The sequence below is a fragment of the Pseudoalteromonas sp. S3178 genome (genome assembly GCF_005886985.1).
GTDB classification, from domain to species: Bacteria; Pseudomonadota; Gammaproteobacteria; order Enterobacterales; family Alteromonadaceae; genus Pseudoalteromonas; species Pseudoalteromonas carrageenovora.
Window position 1 is genome coordinate 105,343 of sequence record NZ_PNCW01000004.1, and the last position, 17,769, is coordinate 123,111.

The window sequence follows — 17,769 nt, forward strand, 5'->3', positions numbered from 1 at the left end:
ATGATTATCTCCCATCATTAAAGCGGTCGTTGTTAAAGCGGTCGTTACCACTGTTAACAGAGCTATTGCGTGACGTATTTACTTTGTTGCGTAAATCTTGAATATCACTTGAGCTTGGAAGCGCAACGCGTGTTGCAGTACCCTGCTTGTCCATGATTTTATCAAGAGGTAAATACATCATGTTGTTGCCGCCTTTAACATCAACTAGCACTTTAGAGCTGCTACCTAGCACTTCTTCCATCGCGTCAATGTATAAACGCTCACGAGTAACGTCTTTAGCTGCTTGATATTCAGGTAATAGCTTTTCAAAGCGAGCCACTTCACCTTGCGCTTCTAACGTAATTCGTTCTTGGTAACCTTCAGCTTCTTGCGTCATACGTGTTACTTGACCACGAGCACGCGGCTCAATTTCACGGGCATACGCTTCGGCTTCACGGATGAAACGCTCTTCATCTTCTTGTGCTGCAATGGCATCATCAAAAGCATCTTTAACTTCGGTTGGCGGACGAGAATCTTTAAAGTTAACGTCTGTCACTATTAAACCTAAGTTATATGGTTCGATAATTTTATTAAGCTCATCCCACGTATTTTGACGAACAACTTCACGGCCATTCGTTAATACTTGATCCATTTTTGCATGGCCCACAACATAACGTAATGCACTATCAAGTGCTTCTTCTAAGCTACTATCAGCATTAGTCACGCTAAATTCGTAAAGGTACGGGTCAATAACACGGTATTGCACCTGAAACTCAACGCTTACCACGTTTTCGTCTTCAGTTAGCATAAAGCCCGAGGCCGATAATGAGCGCACAGCTTCAATATCAACAGGAATAACTGTTTCAATAAACGTCATTTTCCAACGCAAACCTGGATCTGCAATTCGGTCGTATTTACCAAATTGAAGTACCACACCGCGCTCAGCTTCTTTTACCGTATAAATACCACTTAACGCCCATACAATAACGGCGATAATAAGGATAAATGAAATACCGGCTCCGCCAAGTCCACCGCCGCTACCATTGCCGGATTTTTTTCCGCCAAATAAGCCGCCTAACTTGTTACTAAACTTACGGAACACCTCGTCTAAATCAGGTGGGCCTTGATCACGTCCGCCTTTATTATTCCACGGATCTTTGTCATTGCCATTATTACCCGGTTCATTCCAGGCCATAGCTATACTCCATTGTTATCTAAATAAATTAGGAAATTGTGTTAAATCTAACAAATCTACCGCATTTCTCATACTAAAACCGACGTTTATACGTCAATTTTTAATTACGGTTGATAAAACCAGCAATTTCAGGACCAAATTCTTTGATTAAACGATTCCACTCAACCATTGGCATTCTGACATCTAAAAGCCAATTACCCTGCTCATCAAAACGCTCTTCATGCACCGCATTTAGCGTAAATAATGAAGCTCTTAAGCGTCCGTACATAGGGGCTAGCAATAACGTTTCACTAAACATTTGCTTAGCTAATAAGTCGCTAATCGCTTCACTTAGTAACTCACATCCTTCACCAGTTTGTGCAGACAACCATACTCTTATAGGCTGCCCTTCGTCATCCCGATCAATTCTCGGACTAACATCATCAAGTGCGTCAATTTTATTGTAAATAAGTAATTGAGGAACTTCATCGGCTTCAATTTCTTTAAGCACCGACTGAACTTGTTCAATATTTTCTTTACGACGAGGGTCTGCCACATCAATAACATGTAACTGTAAGTCGGCCTCTCGCGTTTCGGTAAGTGTTGCTTTAAAGGCAGCGACTAAATCATGTGGTAAATGGCGTATAAATCCCACTGTATCAGCTAAAATTACTGAGCCTACATCGCCTATATCAAGCTTACGTAGTGTTGGGTCCAGTGTTGCAAACAATTGATCGGCTGCATACACGTCAGAATCGGTTATTCGATTAAATAGCGTTGATTTACCCGCATTAGTGTAACCAACCAACGACACGGTAGGAATTTCATTGCGCGTACGCGCACGTCTACCCTGCTCACGTTGTACAGCTACTTTTGCCAATCGAGCGCGAATGTTTTTAATTCTCGCACGTAATAAGCGTCTATCTGTTTCTAACTGAGTTTCACCTGGTCCGCGTAAACCTATACCACCTTTTTGTCTTTCAAGGTGAGTCCAACCACGAATAAGTCGGGTTGACATATGGCGTAATTGAGCAAGCTCAACTTGAAGCTTACCTTCGTGAGTACGGGCTCTTTGGGCAAAAATATCAAGAATAAGTGTCGTTCTATCAAGTACACGGCATTGGCAAACGCGCTCTAAATTGCGTTCCTGAGACGGACTTAATTGATGATTAAATATGACGACATCTGCATTGTGGATTTTGACAATTTCAGCTATTTCTTCTGCTTTACCGGTACCGACGAATAGTTTCGGATGTGGTGCTTGACGGCTGCCTTGCACAACCGCCAAACTACTAACACCAGCAGAAGATACCAACATTTCCAATTCATGAAGATCTTCACGATCGCCATCTTTAGGTAAGTCGATATGTACTAAAATTGCCTGTTCGCCGGATTCATAGCGGTCAAACAAGCATTACGCTCCTAATTAAAAGTTTCCAGCTTCTGGCTCTTCAGTGCTCTCATCCCCTTGAACACCTTGGAAGTTGACTGCGCGAGCAGGTACAACTGTTGAAATTGCATGCTTATACACCATTTGGTTTACGGTGTTTTCAAGTAAAATAACAAATTGGTCAAATGACTGAATTTTACCTTGTAATTTTATGCCATTTACCAAAAAGATTGATACTGGAATGCGCTCACGACGTAGTGCATTCAAAAATGGGTCTTGTAACGATTGGCCTTTTGCCATGTTATTGTTCCTTCGTTCTAGGTGTTATTATAATTAAGTGGCTGAACTTATTTGATTAAACTAAATAATCTTCAACTACTACTAGCTTAGCGAACTTACTACACGATGCAAGTTTTCTTCATCACCTGTTGTTAACCAAGTAACATCAGGCCAACTGCGTAGCCACGTTAACTGACGCTTTGCCAATTGACGCGTTGCTGCGATGCCGCGAAAAACCATTTCATCATGGTTTGTTTCACCCGCAAGGTAATCCCACATTTGTCTATAACCTACACAACGAATAGAAGGCATATTGGGGTGTAAATCCTTACGTAGATATAGGGTCGAAACTTCATTTTCAAACCCCTGATCAATCATTATTTTAAACCTTTCTTCAATTCTGCTATGTAATTCGCTGCGCTGCTGTGGCGCAATAGCAAATTGATGAAAAGTATAAGGTAAAGCTGGCTGCTTTTGCTTTTGCAACTCAGTCATTGTTTTACCTGTTATACGGTAAACCTCTAGAGCCCGATTAATTCTTTGTGAATCATTCTCACTTATTTTTTCGGCTGCTTGCGGGTCAACTTTAACTAATTCTTTATATAAATGAGGCCAGCCATGTTCATTAGCTTGCGCTTCAAGTTCTGCTCGAATTGTTGCATCAGCTTCTGGTAATGGCGATAAACCATCAATTAGCGCCTTAAAGTACATCATTGTACCGCCTACAAGTACAGGCACTTTACCTTGTTGATGAAATTCATCAATTTTTTGTACTGCATCTCGTCTAAAATCGGCCACCGAGTAGGTTTCACTCGGATCAAGCAAATCAATTAAATGATGCGGAGCTCGAGCGAGTTCTTCAGCGTCCGGTTTTGCGGTGCCAATATCCATACCTTTATACACTAACGCTGAATCGACGCTGATAATTTCAGTATTTAAATGCTCACACAACGAAATTGCCAATGCTGTTTTTCCAGCAGCGGTTGGGCCCATTAAAAATATGACCGGTAAATTACTCAACACGAACACCTTAGTCTAATTGCGTTAAATAGCTATTTAGCTCTATTTTAACTGCTTTTTCTTGTAAACGTTCAATTGTTTGCGGATTATTTTGTAAGCGAATTTGTTGTTCTAAAAATACATTGCTTGAATAAAAGCGAGCAGGTACGCACTTTAATTGCCATGCAAGCCAGCTTTCAATATTTTCAAACTCTGACTTACATGCACTCAGTAAGTGCTCAATTGCATTTGATACATCAAGCAAATACAAACAAGCAGGCAATTTTTTTACCATAACAAATTGTTTTTCTATAACAAGTTCAAAGCCAAGTAAGGTAAACCACGATTGTTGCGCTGCTATTATCACGCAATCTTCTTTTGATAAATTAACCCTTACAGGTAATAAAAGAGCTTTACCTTCAAGGCTACCAAGCTCTTTTATTTGATTATGCCAATCATCAGGTAGTGCATATTTAAAGTGCGAGCAATAAAGTTGCTGCTGTAAACTAAACACGCATACACCTTCGGTTACACTCAGTATTGCAACTTCGTTTAGCTTTGCCGCTTGTTCACTATTTAAAGCATGGCTTGAGGAACTTGTCACATTATCAAAATGTGCAGCATGTTGCTCACTTACACCTTGGTAAAACGCATTTACGTCGTGATGATTAGCAGTCTCATTGCTACGATAAGCATTACCACTCCCACCGCTTGAAGAACGTGAAGCAGAAACGCCACCAAAGCCGGATTTAGATGGCTGTAATTGCGATTTTGGGTAATCAAAAGCACCTATAGATTGCGCTGTATCATTACCCGTATACAAAGGCTCAGCACCAGCTGTCATAGCTTGCTGCGAATTGTCTAGTGCTTCACTAACAAACTCACCTTGTAGAGGCACTACAACTTGTTTAATTGCTTGTAAAATAAAGTCGTGTATTAAGCGCCCCTGATGAAAACGCACTTCGTGCTTTGCAGGATGTACATTTACATCAACCTGGCGAGGGTCTATATCAATATAAATAACAAACCCAGGTAGCTCTTGTGCACCGCTCACTTCTTCAAATGCTTGGCGTATAGCATGCAATATAAGCTTATCGCGCATCATTCGATTATTTACATATGTGTACTGCGTTGTATTAGCAGAGCCAACAGGTAATACCCAGCCATGTAATTGCAAGCCGCCCTCACCCGATTGAATATGCAAACCTTGTTCTGCAAATGCTTTGCCAGCTACTTGCGCAACACGAGTAATAGCCTGAGCAGGGTCTGTTTTAGCACGATATTGTCTCACTACTTTTTGGTTATGAGTTAGCGTTATAGATACATCAAAGCGACTCAGCGCAATACGTTTTATAAGCTCATCAATGTGGCTAAATTCGGTTTTTTCAGTGCGCAAAAATTTACGCCGAGCAGGGGTATTAAAAAATAAATCTTTAACCTCAATTGTTGTTCCATCGGGGTGGGCAACAGGCTTAACTTGCACCGCCATATCGCGGCCTTCTGCAAACGCTTGCCACGCTGCTTCTTGCTCTTTAGGTTTGGAGCTAAGCGTTAATCGCGATACAGAGCTAATTGATGCAAGCGCTTCGCCTCTAAATCCCAATGAGCATATGTTTTCTAAATCATCGAGTGACTTTAATTTACTGGTTGCGTGGCGAGAAAGCGCAAGTGTTAATTCATCTTTACCTATACCCGAGCCGTTATCACGAATACGAATAAGCTTGTGGCCGCCGCGCTCAATATCTATTTGAATACGCGTTGCACCAGCATCTAAGCTGTTTTCTACTAATTCTTTTACTACCGACGCAGGGCGCTCTACCACTTCGCCAGCGGCAATCTGGTTGGCTAAACGCGCGGGTAATATTTCAATACTCATGAACGTCCTAACAAAATTTTTCTAAAGGTTTAACTTTGAGGTATATCAAGCTCTTGACCAATAAACAGCGTATTTGAGCTAAGTTTATTAGCTTGCTTTAATTTACTTACAGTTACGCCATACCGACTTGCAAGCATACTTAAAGATTCACCTGGGCGTACTTTGTGCTTAGTAGGGTATTGCGATTTAAGCTTTGCAAATAACGAATCATCAGGCGGGTTTTTTAAATAATAATTTTTAATAGACGTAAATATCGCCTTTGCTAAACGCTCTTGATGATTAGCGCTTTTAAGCATACGTTCTTCTCTTGGGTTAGATATAAACCCGGTCTCAACTAAAATAGAAGGAATGTCAGGCGACTTTAAAACAGCGAGACTGGCATGTTGAGGGTCTTTTTTATGTAGTTTAGCTACCTTTTTAAGCTCTTTAACTACTTCATCGGCAACGCTTAAACCTGTCTTCATTGAGTGATCCATCGACATATCAAGCAATGCTTGCGCTAAGTACTTTTCGTTGGCAGCATCTTTAATTACATCTGCAGCCCCCCCTAAAAGTTCAGAGTGCTTTTCTTTATCTTCTATCCATTTACCTATTTCAGAATTAGCTCTACGTAACGATAAAACCCATACAGAAGCGCCATTAGGCCCGGGGCTTGTAAATGCATCAGCATGAATAGAAACAAAAAAGTCAGCCTTTTTTTCGCGCGCCCGATTAGTACGTGTATTTAGTTTTACAAAGTAGTCACCACTTCGTACCATGCGCGAAATCATTCCCCGCTCGCCATCTATCATGCGCTCTAAACGTTTGGCAATTTGCAAAGTAACCGTTTTTTCATATGTACCCGAAGGGCCAATAGATCCTGGGTCTTCACCGCCATGGCCTGCATCAATAGCAATAACGATATCGCGTTCTTGGCTTAGCTGACGATTTTTAGCCGCTGTTTGCGCAGGTGACGCAACGACTTGCTTTTGAGCCTTATTATATAAATCGACAACTAACCTATTTTTATAAGGGCCAGCGGGGGCTAGTGCAAAAATAACCGGTTTAACCGCAGAGCTTAGCTCGAACACTAACCGAACGCTTTTTTTGTTTTTAGGTTTGGAATAGCGCAGCTTACTAACAATTTGATGCTTTGGCGGAACGCCTGGCAGTATTTTTAGCTCCTTTGTATTTTCTAAGTCAACGACTAAACGGCTCGGATTTTTAAGCATAAAGTAGCTAAAATCTGGCTTTTCATCTAGATCAAATACAACGCGAGTGCTATCTGGCGATGGCCACACTCGCGCACTATTAATAGTATTTTGCGCCCACAGCGGCAAACTCACAGCAAATACCATGAGAGTAAGAAATAATTTAGTTATACCTCGAGTCATTTTAATAACCACTGCCTTAACTATTTTTATTATAAGAGCTAGCTTTTGTATGTTAGCTATTTAGTTTTTCGACAATTGCTACACCGCGCTCACTTGCACTATTAATAACAATTTTTCGCTCATCGCCTACATAGCTTAGAGTAATATCTAAATCAGGCACAGGAATAAATTCTCCACCTTTTTCAGGCCATTCAACTACACATATTGCATCAGCTGAAAAGTAATCTCGTATTCCCATATATTCAAGTTCTTCAGGGTCACCTAAACGATATAAATCAAAGTGATAAACATTGGCTCGCTCAAGTTCGTATGGTTCTACTAGTGTATATGTTGGGCTTTTAACCTTACCTGTATGGCCAAAACCTTGCACCACACCTCGCGTAAATGTTGTTTTACCAGCACCTAAATCACCATGTAAATATATAACCGCACCTTGCTCTATAATAGCAGCAACCTGATTACCCATTGCTACTGTGGCTATTTCATCATTTAAGTGAGATTGGAAACTACGCGTCATTACTACCTCAAAAATTTACTTAAAAGCGCATGTTTGCTAATCATACCAGAATATTTATTTAAGGCGATAAATTGCAGTTTTAGACATAAAAAAACCGGCCTAAGCCGGTTTTTTTAAAACAGAGGAATTATAATCCTAATTTCTTCTCAAGGTAATGGATATTAGTTCCACCATTTTGGAAGTTCTCATCTGCAAGAATACGTTTATGCAAAGGAGTATTAGTTTTAATTCCGTCAATCACTAGCTCGTTAAGTGCGTTACGTGCACGTGCTATAGCAACATCACGGTTTTCGCCGTAAGTGATTAACTTACCAACCATTGAATCGTAATGTGGTGGTACTGTGTAGTCAGCGTAAATATGGCTGTCCCAACGAATACCTAAACCACCCGCTGGGTGAAAACGTGTAATTTTACCCGGTGAAGGAATAAACGTTTCAGGATCCTCAGCATTAATACGACACTCAACAGCATGTCCGCGAATAACCACGTCATCTTGAGTGAAAGATAATGGCTGACCCGCAGCAATTTTTAACTGCTCTTTAACCAAGTCGATACCAGTAACCATCTCAGTTACAGGGTGTTCTACTTGAATACGAGTATTCATTTCGATGAAGTAAAACTCGCCGTTTTCGTATAAAAACTCAAACGTACCTGCACCACGGTATCCAATTTCGATACATGCTCGAGTACAGCGTTCACCAATAAATTTACGCGTTTCAGCAGTAATGCCTGGCGCAGGAGCTTCTTCAACTACTTTTTGATGACGACGTTGCATAGAGCAATCGCGCTCACCTAAATGCACAGCATTACCTTGACCATCTGCAAGTACTTGAACTTCGATATGACGTGGATTTTCAAGGAATTTTTCCATGTAAACCATACCATTACCAAAGAACTGCTTAGCTTCTTGTTGAGTCAATGAAATTGAATCAATCAGTTCAGCTTCGCTGCGTACTACACGCATACCACGGCCACCACCGCCACCAGCGGCTTTAATAATTACCGGGTAACCGATACGCTTAGCAATTTGCATGTTGCGTTCTTTATCATCCGATACAGGGCCATCAGAGCCCGGTACACACGGAACACCCGCTTTTCGCATTGCAGCAATAGCAGAAACTTTATCGCCCATTAAGCGAATCGTATCGCCTTTAGGACCAATAAATACAAAGCCACTTTGCTCAACTTGGTCGGCAAAATCAGCATTTTCAGCAAGGAAACCATAACCTGGGTGAATCGCTACTGCGTCTGTTATTTCTGCCGCAGCAATAATGCGCGGAATATCTAAATAACTTTCAGTTGCTGATGGTTTACCAATACAGATGGTTTCATCTGCAAGCAATACATGCTTAAGATCGCGATCTGCCGTTGAATGCACAGCAACCGTTTTGATCCCAAGCTCTTTGCAGGCGCGCAATATACGAAGTGCAATTTCACCTCGGTTTGCAATGACTACTTTATCTAACATTAGAGTTGGCCTTTTAGGTTGCGCTATTATTCAATGATGAATAGAGGTTGATCAAATTCTATTGGCTCGCCATTTTCAGCTAGGATAGCTTTAACAGTACCTGCTTTATCTGCTTCAATTTGGTTCATCATTTTCATAGCTTCAATAATACAAAGCGTGTCACCCACTTTAACCTGTGAGCCCACTTCTACATATGCTGGCGCTTCTGGAGATGCAGCAGAGTAAAAAGAACCAACCATAGGTGATTTAACTTGATGACCCGTAGGAGCTGCTGGAGCTGCATCAGCCTCAACTGCTACAGGAGCCGCTGCGGCAACAGGTGCTGCTGGCGCTGGTGCGTATTGCTGTGGAGCAAATTGTGCGTAACCTGGGCCTGCGCTCATGTTATTACGATTGATACGTACTGATTCTTCACCTTCAGTGATTTCTAGCTCAGCAATACCTGATTCTTCTACTAATTCGATAAGTTTTTTTATCTTGCGAATATCCATTATACGACCCGCCTGTTACTTTGTGTGTTAATTTAAATTAAATCGAGTTTTGCAACCGGCTCACTGCACAATTTAATGCTGCGTGGTAACCCATTGCGCCTAATCCACATATCACGCCTTGCGCCACATCAGAAAAATAAGAATGATGACGAAATGCTTCACGTGCGTGCACATTACTTAAGTGCACTTCAAAAAACGGAATATCAACACTTAGCAATGCATCACGTAATGCGACGCTTGTATGCGTAAATGCAGCTGGGTTAATTATTATGTAATCAACCGCTTGCCAAGCACTGTGTATTCGTTCAATGAGCGCTTGCTCACTATTACTTTGAAAATGCGTTAACTCAACATCTAGACTATAAGCGGCACTTGATAGTTCGCTCATAATTTCACTTAGCGTTTGAAAACCGTATTTATCCGGTTCACGTTTGCCCAGCATGTTTAAATTTGGACCATTTATAACCAAAAGGTTAAATTTTGCAGCCATAATACGCGATATATCCTATAAGTAATGAGTTAAGCGGTTACTAACGATTTTTCACTATAACATCTGTGTAAAAAACCAAGATAGCAACAATTTCTCACGTTAACCAACTATTATAGTGAGTTCGATGTAAATAGCAGCAAAATACTGGTCTAATCTCTATGATGGGAACGAACATTCAGAAAGGATATCGTAAGCCGCTTAGTTTATATAAGCGGCTTTATTGCACTATTATTGTGCGCTGGCGCGCACTGCAGCTAAGTGAGTGGCAAAATCATCAGCATTTAAAAAGCCAGTTACACGTTGTGTACTTAGCTCTTCGCCCTGGGTATTAAAAAACAAAATACTGGGTAAACCAAACACAGTGTACTCTTCCATCAACTCAATTGTGCTGTTATCGCTGCTTGTTAGATCAACCTGAATGAGCTGAAAGTGATTAAACTCACTTTGTACTTTTGCATCGGGAAATGTGTAATGCTCAAACTCTTTACATGCCACGCACCAGTCTGCATATAAGTCGACCATAACCATTCGGCCTTCATCGCTAGCTTGCGCTACAGCTTCTTTTAGCTCAGCTAAATCAGCTACCTTTTTAAACTCATTAGTTTGAGCATTAAGGTAAGTAGTTTGATTTTGCTGCGGCCAAATATAGTTTTTAGCAAGTGTAAACCCGGTTAAAACAAGCAAAATGGCACTAAACCATAATGCTGTTTTTAATTTACTCTGCACCTGAGCGCTTTGCCAATAATGTAAATACAACGCAGTTGCTAAAGCAAGTAGACCAGCCATGAGTAAAATAATATCAGCATCTACTATACGCTCTAATAAAATAAGTGGCACTACAAGCATTATAAAACCAAACAAAGTTTTAACTTGCTCCATCCAACCGCCGGCTTTTGGAAGTAACTTGCCGCCAGATGTACCTAATAATAATAACGGTAAACCCATTCCAAGGCTTAATACATAAAGCGTTAAACCACCAACTAGGTAATCACCGCTTTGCGCTACAAATAATAAAGCTGCCGACAATGGTGCTGTAGTACAAGGAGATGCTATTAATCCCGACAAAACCCCCATTAAAAATACGCCAACGTAATTGCCGCCTTTTTGGTTGTTACTTACTTGGGTTAACTTGCTCATCATGCTGCTTGGTAGTTTTATTTCGTACCAGCCAAACATCGACATCGCTAATAATACAAATAATAAACTAAAGCTGATTAACACAAATGGATGCTGTAAATACCCCTGCACTTGCCCACCAAGCGCCGCAACAACTAAACCAAGCGCTGCATAGGTAACTGCCATACCTTGTATATATACAAACGACAGTGCAAAGGCTTTTTTAGTTGAAAGATTTTGTTGCCCTGCAATTAAGCTCGACAAAATAGGAAACATAGGGAAAACGCACGGTGTAAATGCAAGCCCCACACCCACTACAAAAAATATCAATAAATTAGTAATTAGGCTCTGACTTGCTAATTGCTCAGTAAACGAAAGCTCTTTTTCTGGCTCATTAGAATTTACTTTTACAAGCTCAGTAGGCTTTTCATTAAGTGCTGCAAATGTACTTTGTGCTGTAACAACATCATTCGAATTAGTTTGATTAATATTTTTAGGCTCTTCTGTATTAATCACACTAAGCGGAATACTTATTACTTCTGGCGGGTAACAAAGCCCTGCTTTAGCACAGCCTTGGTAACGTACCTTAACTATAGCCCCTTCAGTAATATCACTCAGTTTGCTTACAACACTTACAGCATTAAAAAATACTTCAGTTTTACCAAAAAACTCATCTTCAATAATTTCGCCACTGCCAGAGTCGCCTACTTGAATGTTGGCTCCCTTGGCGATAATTTCTATTTTCTTTTTATATAGGTAGTAGTCTGGCGCAATATCCCAACCAACAAACAATGTGCTTCCTTGCTGGTCAAAGTCAAATACAAATGCTTGTTCTACAGGTAAAAATGTTTGCTGAGGCGGCCCAAGTAAATCACCGAGTAGATTATTATTTTCCGCTTTTACAGGAAGCGTTAATAACGTTACCAGCAATAAAAAGAAAAAACGCATTAATTCAGTACCTCATCCATCCAATTAAAATACGCCAAATTACCTGTTGAGACTTCTACAACCTGAATCTCTGGCACTTCATAGCTATGAAGTTCTTTTATAGTTAAAAAAACATCATTCATTTTATCTAACTTGGTTTTGATCAGTAACTTTGTTTCTGTCGCTTCGGCGATTTCGCCTTCCCACATGTATATTGAACCTATATTTGGTAAAACATTTACACATGCAGCTAGCTTTTTCTCTACCAACGCTCTTGCCAGTGCGCGAGCTTCTGGCTCGTCTTTGCAGGTTGTAAAAATCAGTTTAAATTGTGTATTCATAATGAACCTTTACTTATTTGACGTTGTTTAGCCTCATAGTATCCGATAGCAAGTTCAATGTGTAGGCGCTAAAACAACTACAAAGTTACGATACATAACCAATAACCTTGAAAATAGACCTCCTCACCCTCACTTATATTTCATCAACTCTTTTGAGTGTCATTATTTAGAGAGCGTTATGTTTAGATTTTTATTTGTGTTGTTTATCATCATCCCTATTATTGAAATTGCTTTGCTTATTCAAGTAAGCGATGTAATAGGTGGGTTTGCAACCATCGCACTGGTTGTTATTACCGCGATTTTAGGTGCTAAAATGGTGAAACAACAAGGCATGGGCGCACTACAAAATGTGCAAACGCAAATGGCGCAAGGCCAAATGCCAGCCAAAGAATTATTTACAGGAATTTGCGTGGTGATTGCAGGTGTATTGCTATTAACGCCTGGCATTATGACAGACGTATTTGGCTTACTATTATTAACCCCTGCGATTCGTAATAAATTAGCTGCAGGCCTTGCCAGCCAAGCAACGGTTAGAATGAGTGCGGGTATGCAGCAAGGTCCGTCACCATTTGCAGGACAGCAACATACAAAGCAAGAACAACCGCAAATGGAACAACCAACAACTATTGATGGGGAATATGAAAGAAAAGATTAAAAATTTATCGTTTTTTCTCTTGGAATTTTTCACTCCACCCCCATTATTGAATGCAAATTAGAAAAGCTTTTTTCTGTATTGTTCAGAAACTGTTAGGAGAACTAAAAAACATGAACATTCGTCCTTTACAAGATCGCGTAATCGTTAAACGTCTAGAAGAAGAAACAAAATCTGCTGGCGGTATTGTATTAACTGGCTCTGCAGCTGAAAAATCAACTCGCGGAGAAGTTGTTGCCGTTGGTAATGGTCGCGTTTTAGAAAACGGTGACGTGCGCGCTTTAGAAGTTAAAGCCGGTGACACTGTGTTATTTGGCTCATATGTTGAAAAAGTAGAAAAGATCGAAGGTCAAGAGTACCTGATCATGCGTGAAGATAATATTTTAGGCATTGTAGGCTAAACCTACTTTTCGTTTAACAAACATTTAAGAATTTAGAGGAATTTAAAACATGGCAGCAAAAGAAGTACTTTTTGCAGGTGACGCACGCGCTAAAATGCTAACTGGCGTAAACATCCTGGCTAACGCAGTAAAAGTTACATTAGGTCCTAAAGGCCGTAACGTTGTACTAGACAAATCATTTGGCTCTCCAGTGATCACTAAAGATGGTGTATCTGTAGCAAAAGAAATCGAACTTGAAGACAAGTTTGAAAACATGGGCGCACAAATGGTTAAAGAAGTTGCATCTAAAGCAAATGATGCAGCCGGCGATGGTACAACTACCGCTACAGTACTTGCACAGTCTATTGTTAATGAAGGACTTAAAGCTGTTGCAGCAGGCATGAATCCAATGGATCTTAAGCGCGGTATCGACAAAGCAGTTATTGCTGCTGTTGCAGAGCTTAAAGAACTTTCAGTTCCTTGTGCTGACGCTAAAGCTATCGCACAGGTAGGTACTATTTCAGCTAACTCTGATAAAGAAATTGGCGACATCATTGCAGAAGCAATGGAAAAAGTAGGCCGTAACAGTGGTGTCATTACTGTTGAAGAAGGTCAATCACTTGAAAACGAACTAGATGTTGTTGAAGGCATGCAGTTTGATCGTGGTTACTTATCTCCTTACTTTATCAACAACGCTGAAAAAGGCGCAGTTGAATTAGATAACCCATTTATTCTACTTGTAGATAAAAAAATATCGAACATCCGCGAGCTATTACCAACGCTTGAAGCCGTTGCTAAAGCAAGTAAGCCACTACTTATTATTGCAGAAGACCTTGAAGGTGAAGCTCTTGCTACTTTAGTAGTTAATAACATGCGCGGTATTGTTAAAGTATCAGCTGTTAAAGCACCTGGCTTTGGCGATCGTCGTAAAGCAATGCTACAAGATATCGCAGTGTTAACTGGCGGTACTGTTATTTCTGAAGAAATCGGCTTAGAGCTTGAAAAAGCAACAGTTGAAGACTTAGGTACAGCTAAGCGTGTTGTTATCACTAAAGACGATACAACAATCATCGATGGTGCTGGCGAAGAAGAAGGCATTAGCGGTCGTGTTTCTCAAATTAAAGCACAAATTGAAGAAGCAACGTCAGACTACGATAAAGAGAAACTACAAGAGCGTATGGCTAAACTTGCCGGCGGTGTTGCAGTAATCAAAGTAGGCGCAGCAACTGAAATTGAAATGAAAGAGAAAAAAGACCGTGTGGAAGATGCATTACATGCAACTCGCGCAGCGGTTGAAGAAGGCGTAGTACCTGGCGGCGGTGTTGCACTTGTACGCGCAGCAAGCAAGTTACTTGCTCTTGTTGGCGACAACGAAGATCAAAACCACGGTATTAAAGTTGCACTTCGTGCGATGGAAGCACCTCTTCGTCAAATCGTAACTAACGCAGGTGACGAAGCTTCTGTTGTTATTAACGCAGTTAAAGGCGGCGAAGGTAACTACGGTTACAACGCAGCAACTGGCGAATACAACGACATGATTGAAATGGGTATCCTAGATCCAACTAAAGTAACACGTTCTGCACTACAATTTGCAGGGTCTATTGCGGGTCTAATGATCACTACTGAAGCAATGGTAGCTGAAATCCCTAAAGATGAATCTGCTGGTGCACCTGATATGGGTGGCATGGGCGGAATGGGTGGCATGGGCGGCATGATGTGATAAGCATCACCGTTTAAGCACCTCGCTTACATAAAAACCCAGCTTCGGCTGGGTTTTTGCTTTTTAGTACTTTTTCATTGTTATTGTTCAATTTACCCCCAAATAGTAATAACTTATAAATTAAAAAACCACACCATGGACATACTTAATAGTAATGGAATTACTTTTTTTGCGGTGCTTGTAACCATAGTATCGGCATTACTGCTTTTAATTATTTGGCTTTTGTTAAAAATGATAGTGTGGGGAAAAAGCATGTCTAAAGGCGCTTATTTATTCTTAGCGTTTTTCCCGCTTATTTCACTGATGCCTATTCCGCCACCTACCTACGAAAATGTACAAAAGGCGAAGCAAGAGCAAAGAAAACGTAAAGAAGACTCGGGCGATCCACCGGATGAAGAAATATAATCTACAAATACATTACAGCCCTACACAAAGCACACAATGATATGTAAAAATGCGCAGCAACACAGTCAGGGAGTTATTTATGTCAGGTATAAAACAGCATATTGGTAGTATTGCTTTAGTCGTAAAAGATTATGATGAAGCTATTAAATTTTACACTAAGAAATTAAGCTTTGAATTAGTCGAAGACACTGATTTAGGTGAAGGTAAACGCTGGGTGCTAATTACACCGCCGCAGTCAAATGGTACGCATATACTACTTGCTCAAGCCACTGAACAAGAACAACTGAGTGCCATTGGTAACCAAGCTGGTGGTCGTGTTTGGCTATTTTTACATACTAACGATTTTTGGCGCGATCATGAAAGCATGTTAGCAAACGGGGTCGTCTTTAATGAACAACCCCGTAATGAACCTTACGGGACGGTTGCTGTTTTTGAAGATTTATACGGTAATAAGTGGGATTTAATTCAACAAAAATAGAAAGATTAATTTATTAACGCTCTAACTATTTTAAATAAATCTGAGGGTAGCATACCTCGCTGCCCTTCTCGCTCACTGGCGACATCACCGGCTTTAGCGTGCAGTGTTACGCCATAGCGCGCTGCTTCATCAATATTTAAACCTTGAGCCAGTAAGGCACCAATAATACCAGTTAGTACATCGCCACTACCACCCACGGCCAGTGCCGGATTGCCGTCCTCACACACCCACGTGTGCTCAGCATTATCAATTAAGGTACCTGCGCCTTTTAATACGCACGTAGCGTTATAGCGCTTTGCACATAGGCGAGCATTTTCAAACCTATTCGACTCAATTTCTTGTGTCGTTGTACTTAATAGCCTTGATGCTTCTCCAGGGTGTGGCGTAAGTATGCATCGCTCTAACATGTATGATGAAGCTTGCTTAGCCAGTAAGTTAAGGGCATCTGCATCTATAACTAGTGGCATTTTATTATTTTGGCAATATTGCATTACTTCATCGAACGTTTGTTGTGCCCATTCGTCCTGCTCAAGCCCTGGCCCTATTACCACACTGCTAGCCCATTCAAGCGCTTCTTGTAAATAGGCACTGCTTACCATCAATTCTGACCTACCAATGCTTACAGGCGCTATAGAGCTTGAATGTGTATATACTCTTACCATACCAGCACCTGCTCTAAGTGCAGCTTCGCTGGTTAATCTAATTGCTCCGGCAGTCCCTTCATTACCGCCTACACAGAGTAGTTTGCCATGAGTTCCTTTATGACTATTTTGGCTTCGCGCACCAAGCTTTTTAAAACTATTAATATTTATAAGTGTACCGCTTGAAGCTGCGAGCTCAAAAAATGCAGTTCCAATATTTAGATCGTCAAATATTAACTGCCCGCAATGTTGTTTACCTATAGCCGTTGTCAGCCCCTGCTTAATACCAACAAAGGTCATTGTTTTACTTGCTTGTATAGCAATATCTAAAGGTTGGCCAGTATCAGCGTTGATGCCTGAAGGCACATCTATACTCAATACAGGTTTATTACAGGCATTAATTTCATTAATAATTTTAGCAAAATTATCGCGTACTGAGCTTGTAATCCCAGTACCTAACATTGCATCTATAATTAAATCACTACGGTTTAATAACTCACTCGTATAAGCATTAACTTCACCGCCTTCATCACGCCACAATTTAGACGCTTTTGCTGCATCTCCTGTTAGTGCTTGTTCAGGGTTAACGGCACACAAAGTCACCAGCTTACCCGATTGCTTAATTAGGCTCGCGGTAATATAACCATCTCCAGCGTTATTACCATGTCCCACAATCACCAAGGTATGCTTAGCATTAAACTCTTTCCAAGCGTTGAACACAGCCTCACCTGCGCGATGCATGAGAGTAAATAAGTCACAATGACTATTTTTAGCAGCGAGAGCCTCGTTATCCCTAACTTCTTTTGCGGTAAATATTCGTTTATTTAGCATGAGGATTCCTTTAATAAGTGACACTTTACCTTATCAAATACACATATCTAGGGGCTAGCTTTGTGAGCTTTTTTAATCGGGATTAATTCGTTTATTAAAGTGCACTACAGGTAAAGTACTTATCGGGGTCAGATCAAATAACTGATAGCTGATAGCTGATAGCTAAACACTTTTCTTCAGACATTAAAAAACCCGAGGCTAAGCTCGGGTTTTTTTAGTATTAATTAACTTAAAAGTTAACT

18 protein-coding genes are annotated in these 17,769 nt (G+C 40.6%); 5 read left to right on the forward strand and 13 right to left on the reverse strand.

What is annotated here, in order from left to right:
- Positions 1–4: 4 nt before the first annotated feature.
- The 12 genes from hflK to cutA form a co-directional block, all read right to left on the reverse strand.
- Complete coding sequence (gene hflK, locus CWC11_RS00910; protein WP_138681209.1) at positions 5–1,174, reverse strand: FtsH protease activity modulator HflK; 1,170 nt, start codon at positions 1,172–1,174, stop codon at positions 5–7.
- A 100-nt stretch (positions 1,175–1,274) separates the two neighbouring features.
- Positions 1,275–2,564 carry a ribosome rescue GTPase HflX gene (gene hflX / locus CWC11_RS00915; protein WP_058549301.1) on the reverse strand — a complete coding sequence of 430 codons (1,290 nt, stop codon included), beginning with the start codon at positions 2,562–2,564 and terminating at the stop codon, positions 1,275–1,277.
- 15 nt (positions 2,565–2,579) lie between these two features.
- A complete protein-coding gene (gene hfq / locus CWC11_RS00920; protein ID WP_007375939.1) occupies positions 2,580–2,843 on the reverse strand; it encodes an RNA chaperone Hfq in 264 nt (87 codons plus the stop codon).
- 81 nt (positions 2,844–2,924) lie between these two features.
- Positions 2,925–3,842, reverse strand: a complete 918-nt coding sequence (miaA, locus tag CWC11_RS00925) for a tRNA (adenosine(37)-N6)-dimethylallyltransferase MiaA (RefSeq protein WP_138681210.1) — start codon at positions 3,840–3,842, stop codon at positions 2,925–2,927.
- 10 nt (positions 3,843–3,852) lie between these two features.
- Positions 3,853–5,697 carry a DNA mismatch repair endonuclease MutL gene (mutL, locus tag CWC11_RS00930; protein ID WP_138681211.1) on the reverse strand — a complete coding sequence of 615 codons (1,845 nt, stop codon included), beginning with the start codon at positions 5,695–5,697 and terminating at the stop codon, positions 3,853–3,855.
- A 29-nt stretch (positions 5,698–5,726) separates the two neighbouring features.
- Positions 5,727–7,070 (reverse strand): N-acetylmuramoyl-L-alanine amidase, encoded by a 1,344-nt coding sequence (locus CWC11_RS00935; protein ID WP_138681212.1) that lies wholly within the window; start codon positions 7,068–7,070, stop codon positions 5,727–5,729.
- A 52-nt stretch (positions 7,071–7,122) separates the two neighbouring features.
- The gene (gene tsaE, locus CWC11_RS00940; RefSeq protein ID WP_138681213.1) at positions 7,123–7,587 is read right to left on the reverse strand and encodes a tRNA (adenosine(37)-N6)-threonylcarbamoyltransferase complex ATPase subunit type 1 TsaE; all 465 of its coding nucleotides are present in this window, start codon (positions 7,585–7,587) and stop codon (positions 7,123–7,125) included.
- A gap of 127 nt (positions 7,588–7,714) precedes the next feature.
- Positions 7,715–9,055: an acetyl-CoA carboxylase biotin carboxylase subunit gene (gene accC, locus CWC11_RS00945; RefSeq protein ID WP_058549296.1), complete on the reverse strand. Its 1,341-nt coding sequence runs from the start codon at positions 9,053–9,055 to the stop codon at positions 7,715–7,717.
- 26 nt (positions 9,056–9,081) lie between these two features.
- Complete coding sequence (gene accB, locus CWC11_RS00950; RefSeq protein ID WP_104643429.1) at positions 9,082–9,546, reverse strand: acetyl-CoA carboxylase biotin carboxyl carrier protein; 465 nt, start codon at positions 9,544–9,546, stop codon at positions 9,082–9,084.
- Positions 9,547–9,583: 37 nt separating this feature from the next.
- Complete coding sequence (gene aroQ, locus CWC11_RS00955) at positions 9,584–10,036, reverse strand: type II 3-dehydroquinate dehydratase (protein ID WP_138681214.1); 453 nt, start codon at positions 10,034–10,036, stop codon at positions 9,584–9,586.
- Positions 10,037–10,264: 228 nt separating this feature from the next.
- On the reverse strand, positions 10,265–12,100 hold the full coding sequence (locus CWC11_RS00960) for a protein-disulfide reductase DsbD (RefSeq protein WP_138681215.1): 1,836 nt from the start codon (positions 12,098–12,100) through the stop codon (positions 10,265–10,267).
- Positions 12,100–12,420: a divalent-cation tolerance protein CutA gene (gene cutA, locus CWC11_RS00965; protein WP_058549292.1), complete on the reverse strand. Its 321-nt coding sequence runs from the start codon at positions 12,418–12,420 to the stop codon at positions 12,100–12,102. Before cutA ends, CWC11_RS00960 begins: the two co-directional genes overlap by 1 nt.
- Positions 12,421–12,598: 178 nt before the next feature.
- On the opposite strand from cutA, the gene CWC11_RS00970 reads away from it, so the two are divergent.
- From CWC11_RS00970 to CWC11_RS00990, 5 genes are all read left to right on the forward strand, one after another.
- Positions 12,599–13,075, forward strand: coding sequence for an FxsA family protein (locus tag CWC11_RS00970; RefSeq protein WP_138681216.1), 477 nt, complete (start codon positions 12,599–12,601; stop codon positions 13,073–13,075).
- Positions 13,076–13,185: 110 nt separating this feature from the next.
- The gene (locus CWC11_RS00975; protein WP_007580032.1) at positions 13,186–13,473 is read left to right on the forward strand and encodes a co-chaperone GroES; all 288 of its coding nucleotides are present in this window, start codon (positions 13,186–13,188) and stop codon (positions 13,471–13,473) included.
- 49 nt (positions 13,474–13,522) lie between these two features.
- Entirely contained in the window at positions 13,523–15,172 is a 1,650-nt protein-coding gene (groL, locus tag CWC11_RS00980) for a chaperonin GroEL (protein ID WP_058549290.1), read from the forward strand.
- 135 nt (positions 15,173–15,307) lie between these two features.
- Positions 15,308–15,577: a hypothetical protein gene (locus CWC11_RS00985; protein WP_138681217.1), complete on the forward strand. Its 270-nt coding sequence runs from the start codon at positions 15,308–15,310 to the stop codon at positions 15,575–15,577.
- A gap of 79 nt (positions 15,578–15,656) precedes the next feature.
- Positions 15,657–16,055, forward strand: a complete 399-nt coding sequence (locus CWC11_RS00990; RefSeq protein WP_138681218.1) for a VOC family protein — start codon at positions 15,657–15,659, stop codon at positions 16,053–16,055.
- Between the two features lie 5 nt (positions 16,056–16,060).
- On the opposite strand, the gene CWC11_RS00995 is transcribed toward CWC11_RS00990, so the two are convergent.
- Positions 16,061–17,527 carry an NAD(P)H-hydrate dehydratase gene (locus CWC11_RS00995; protein WP_138681219.1) on the reverse strand — a complete coding sequence of 489 codons (1,467 nt, stop codon included), beginning with the start codon at positions 17,525–17,527 and terminating at the stop codon, positions 16,061–16,063.
- Positions 17,528–17,769: the final 242 nt, after the last annotated feature.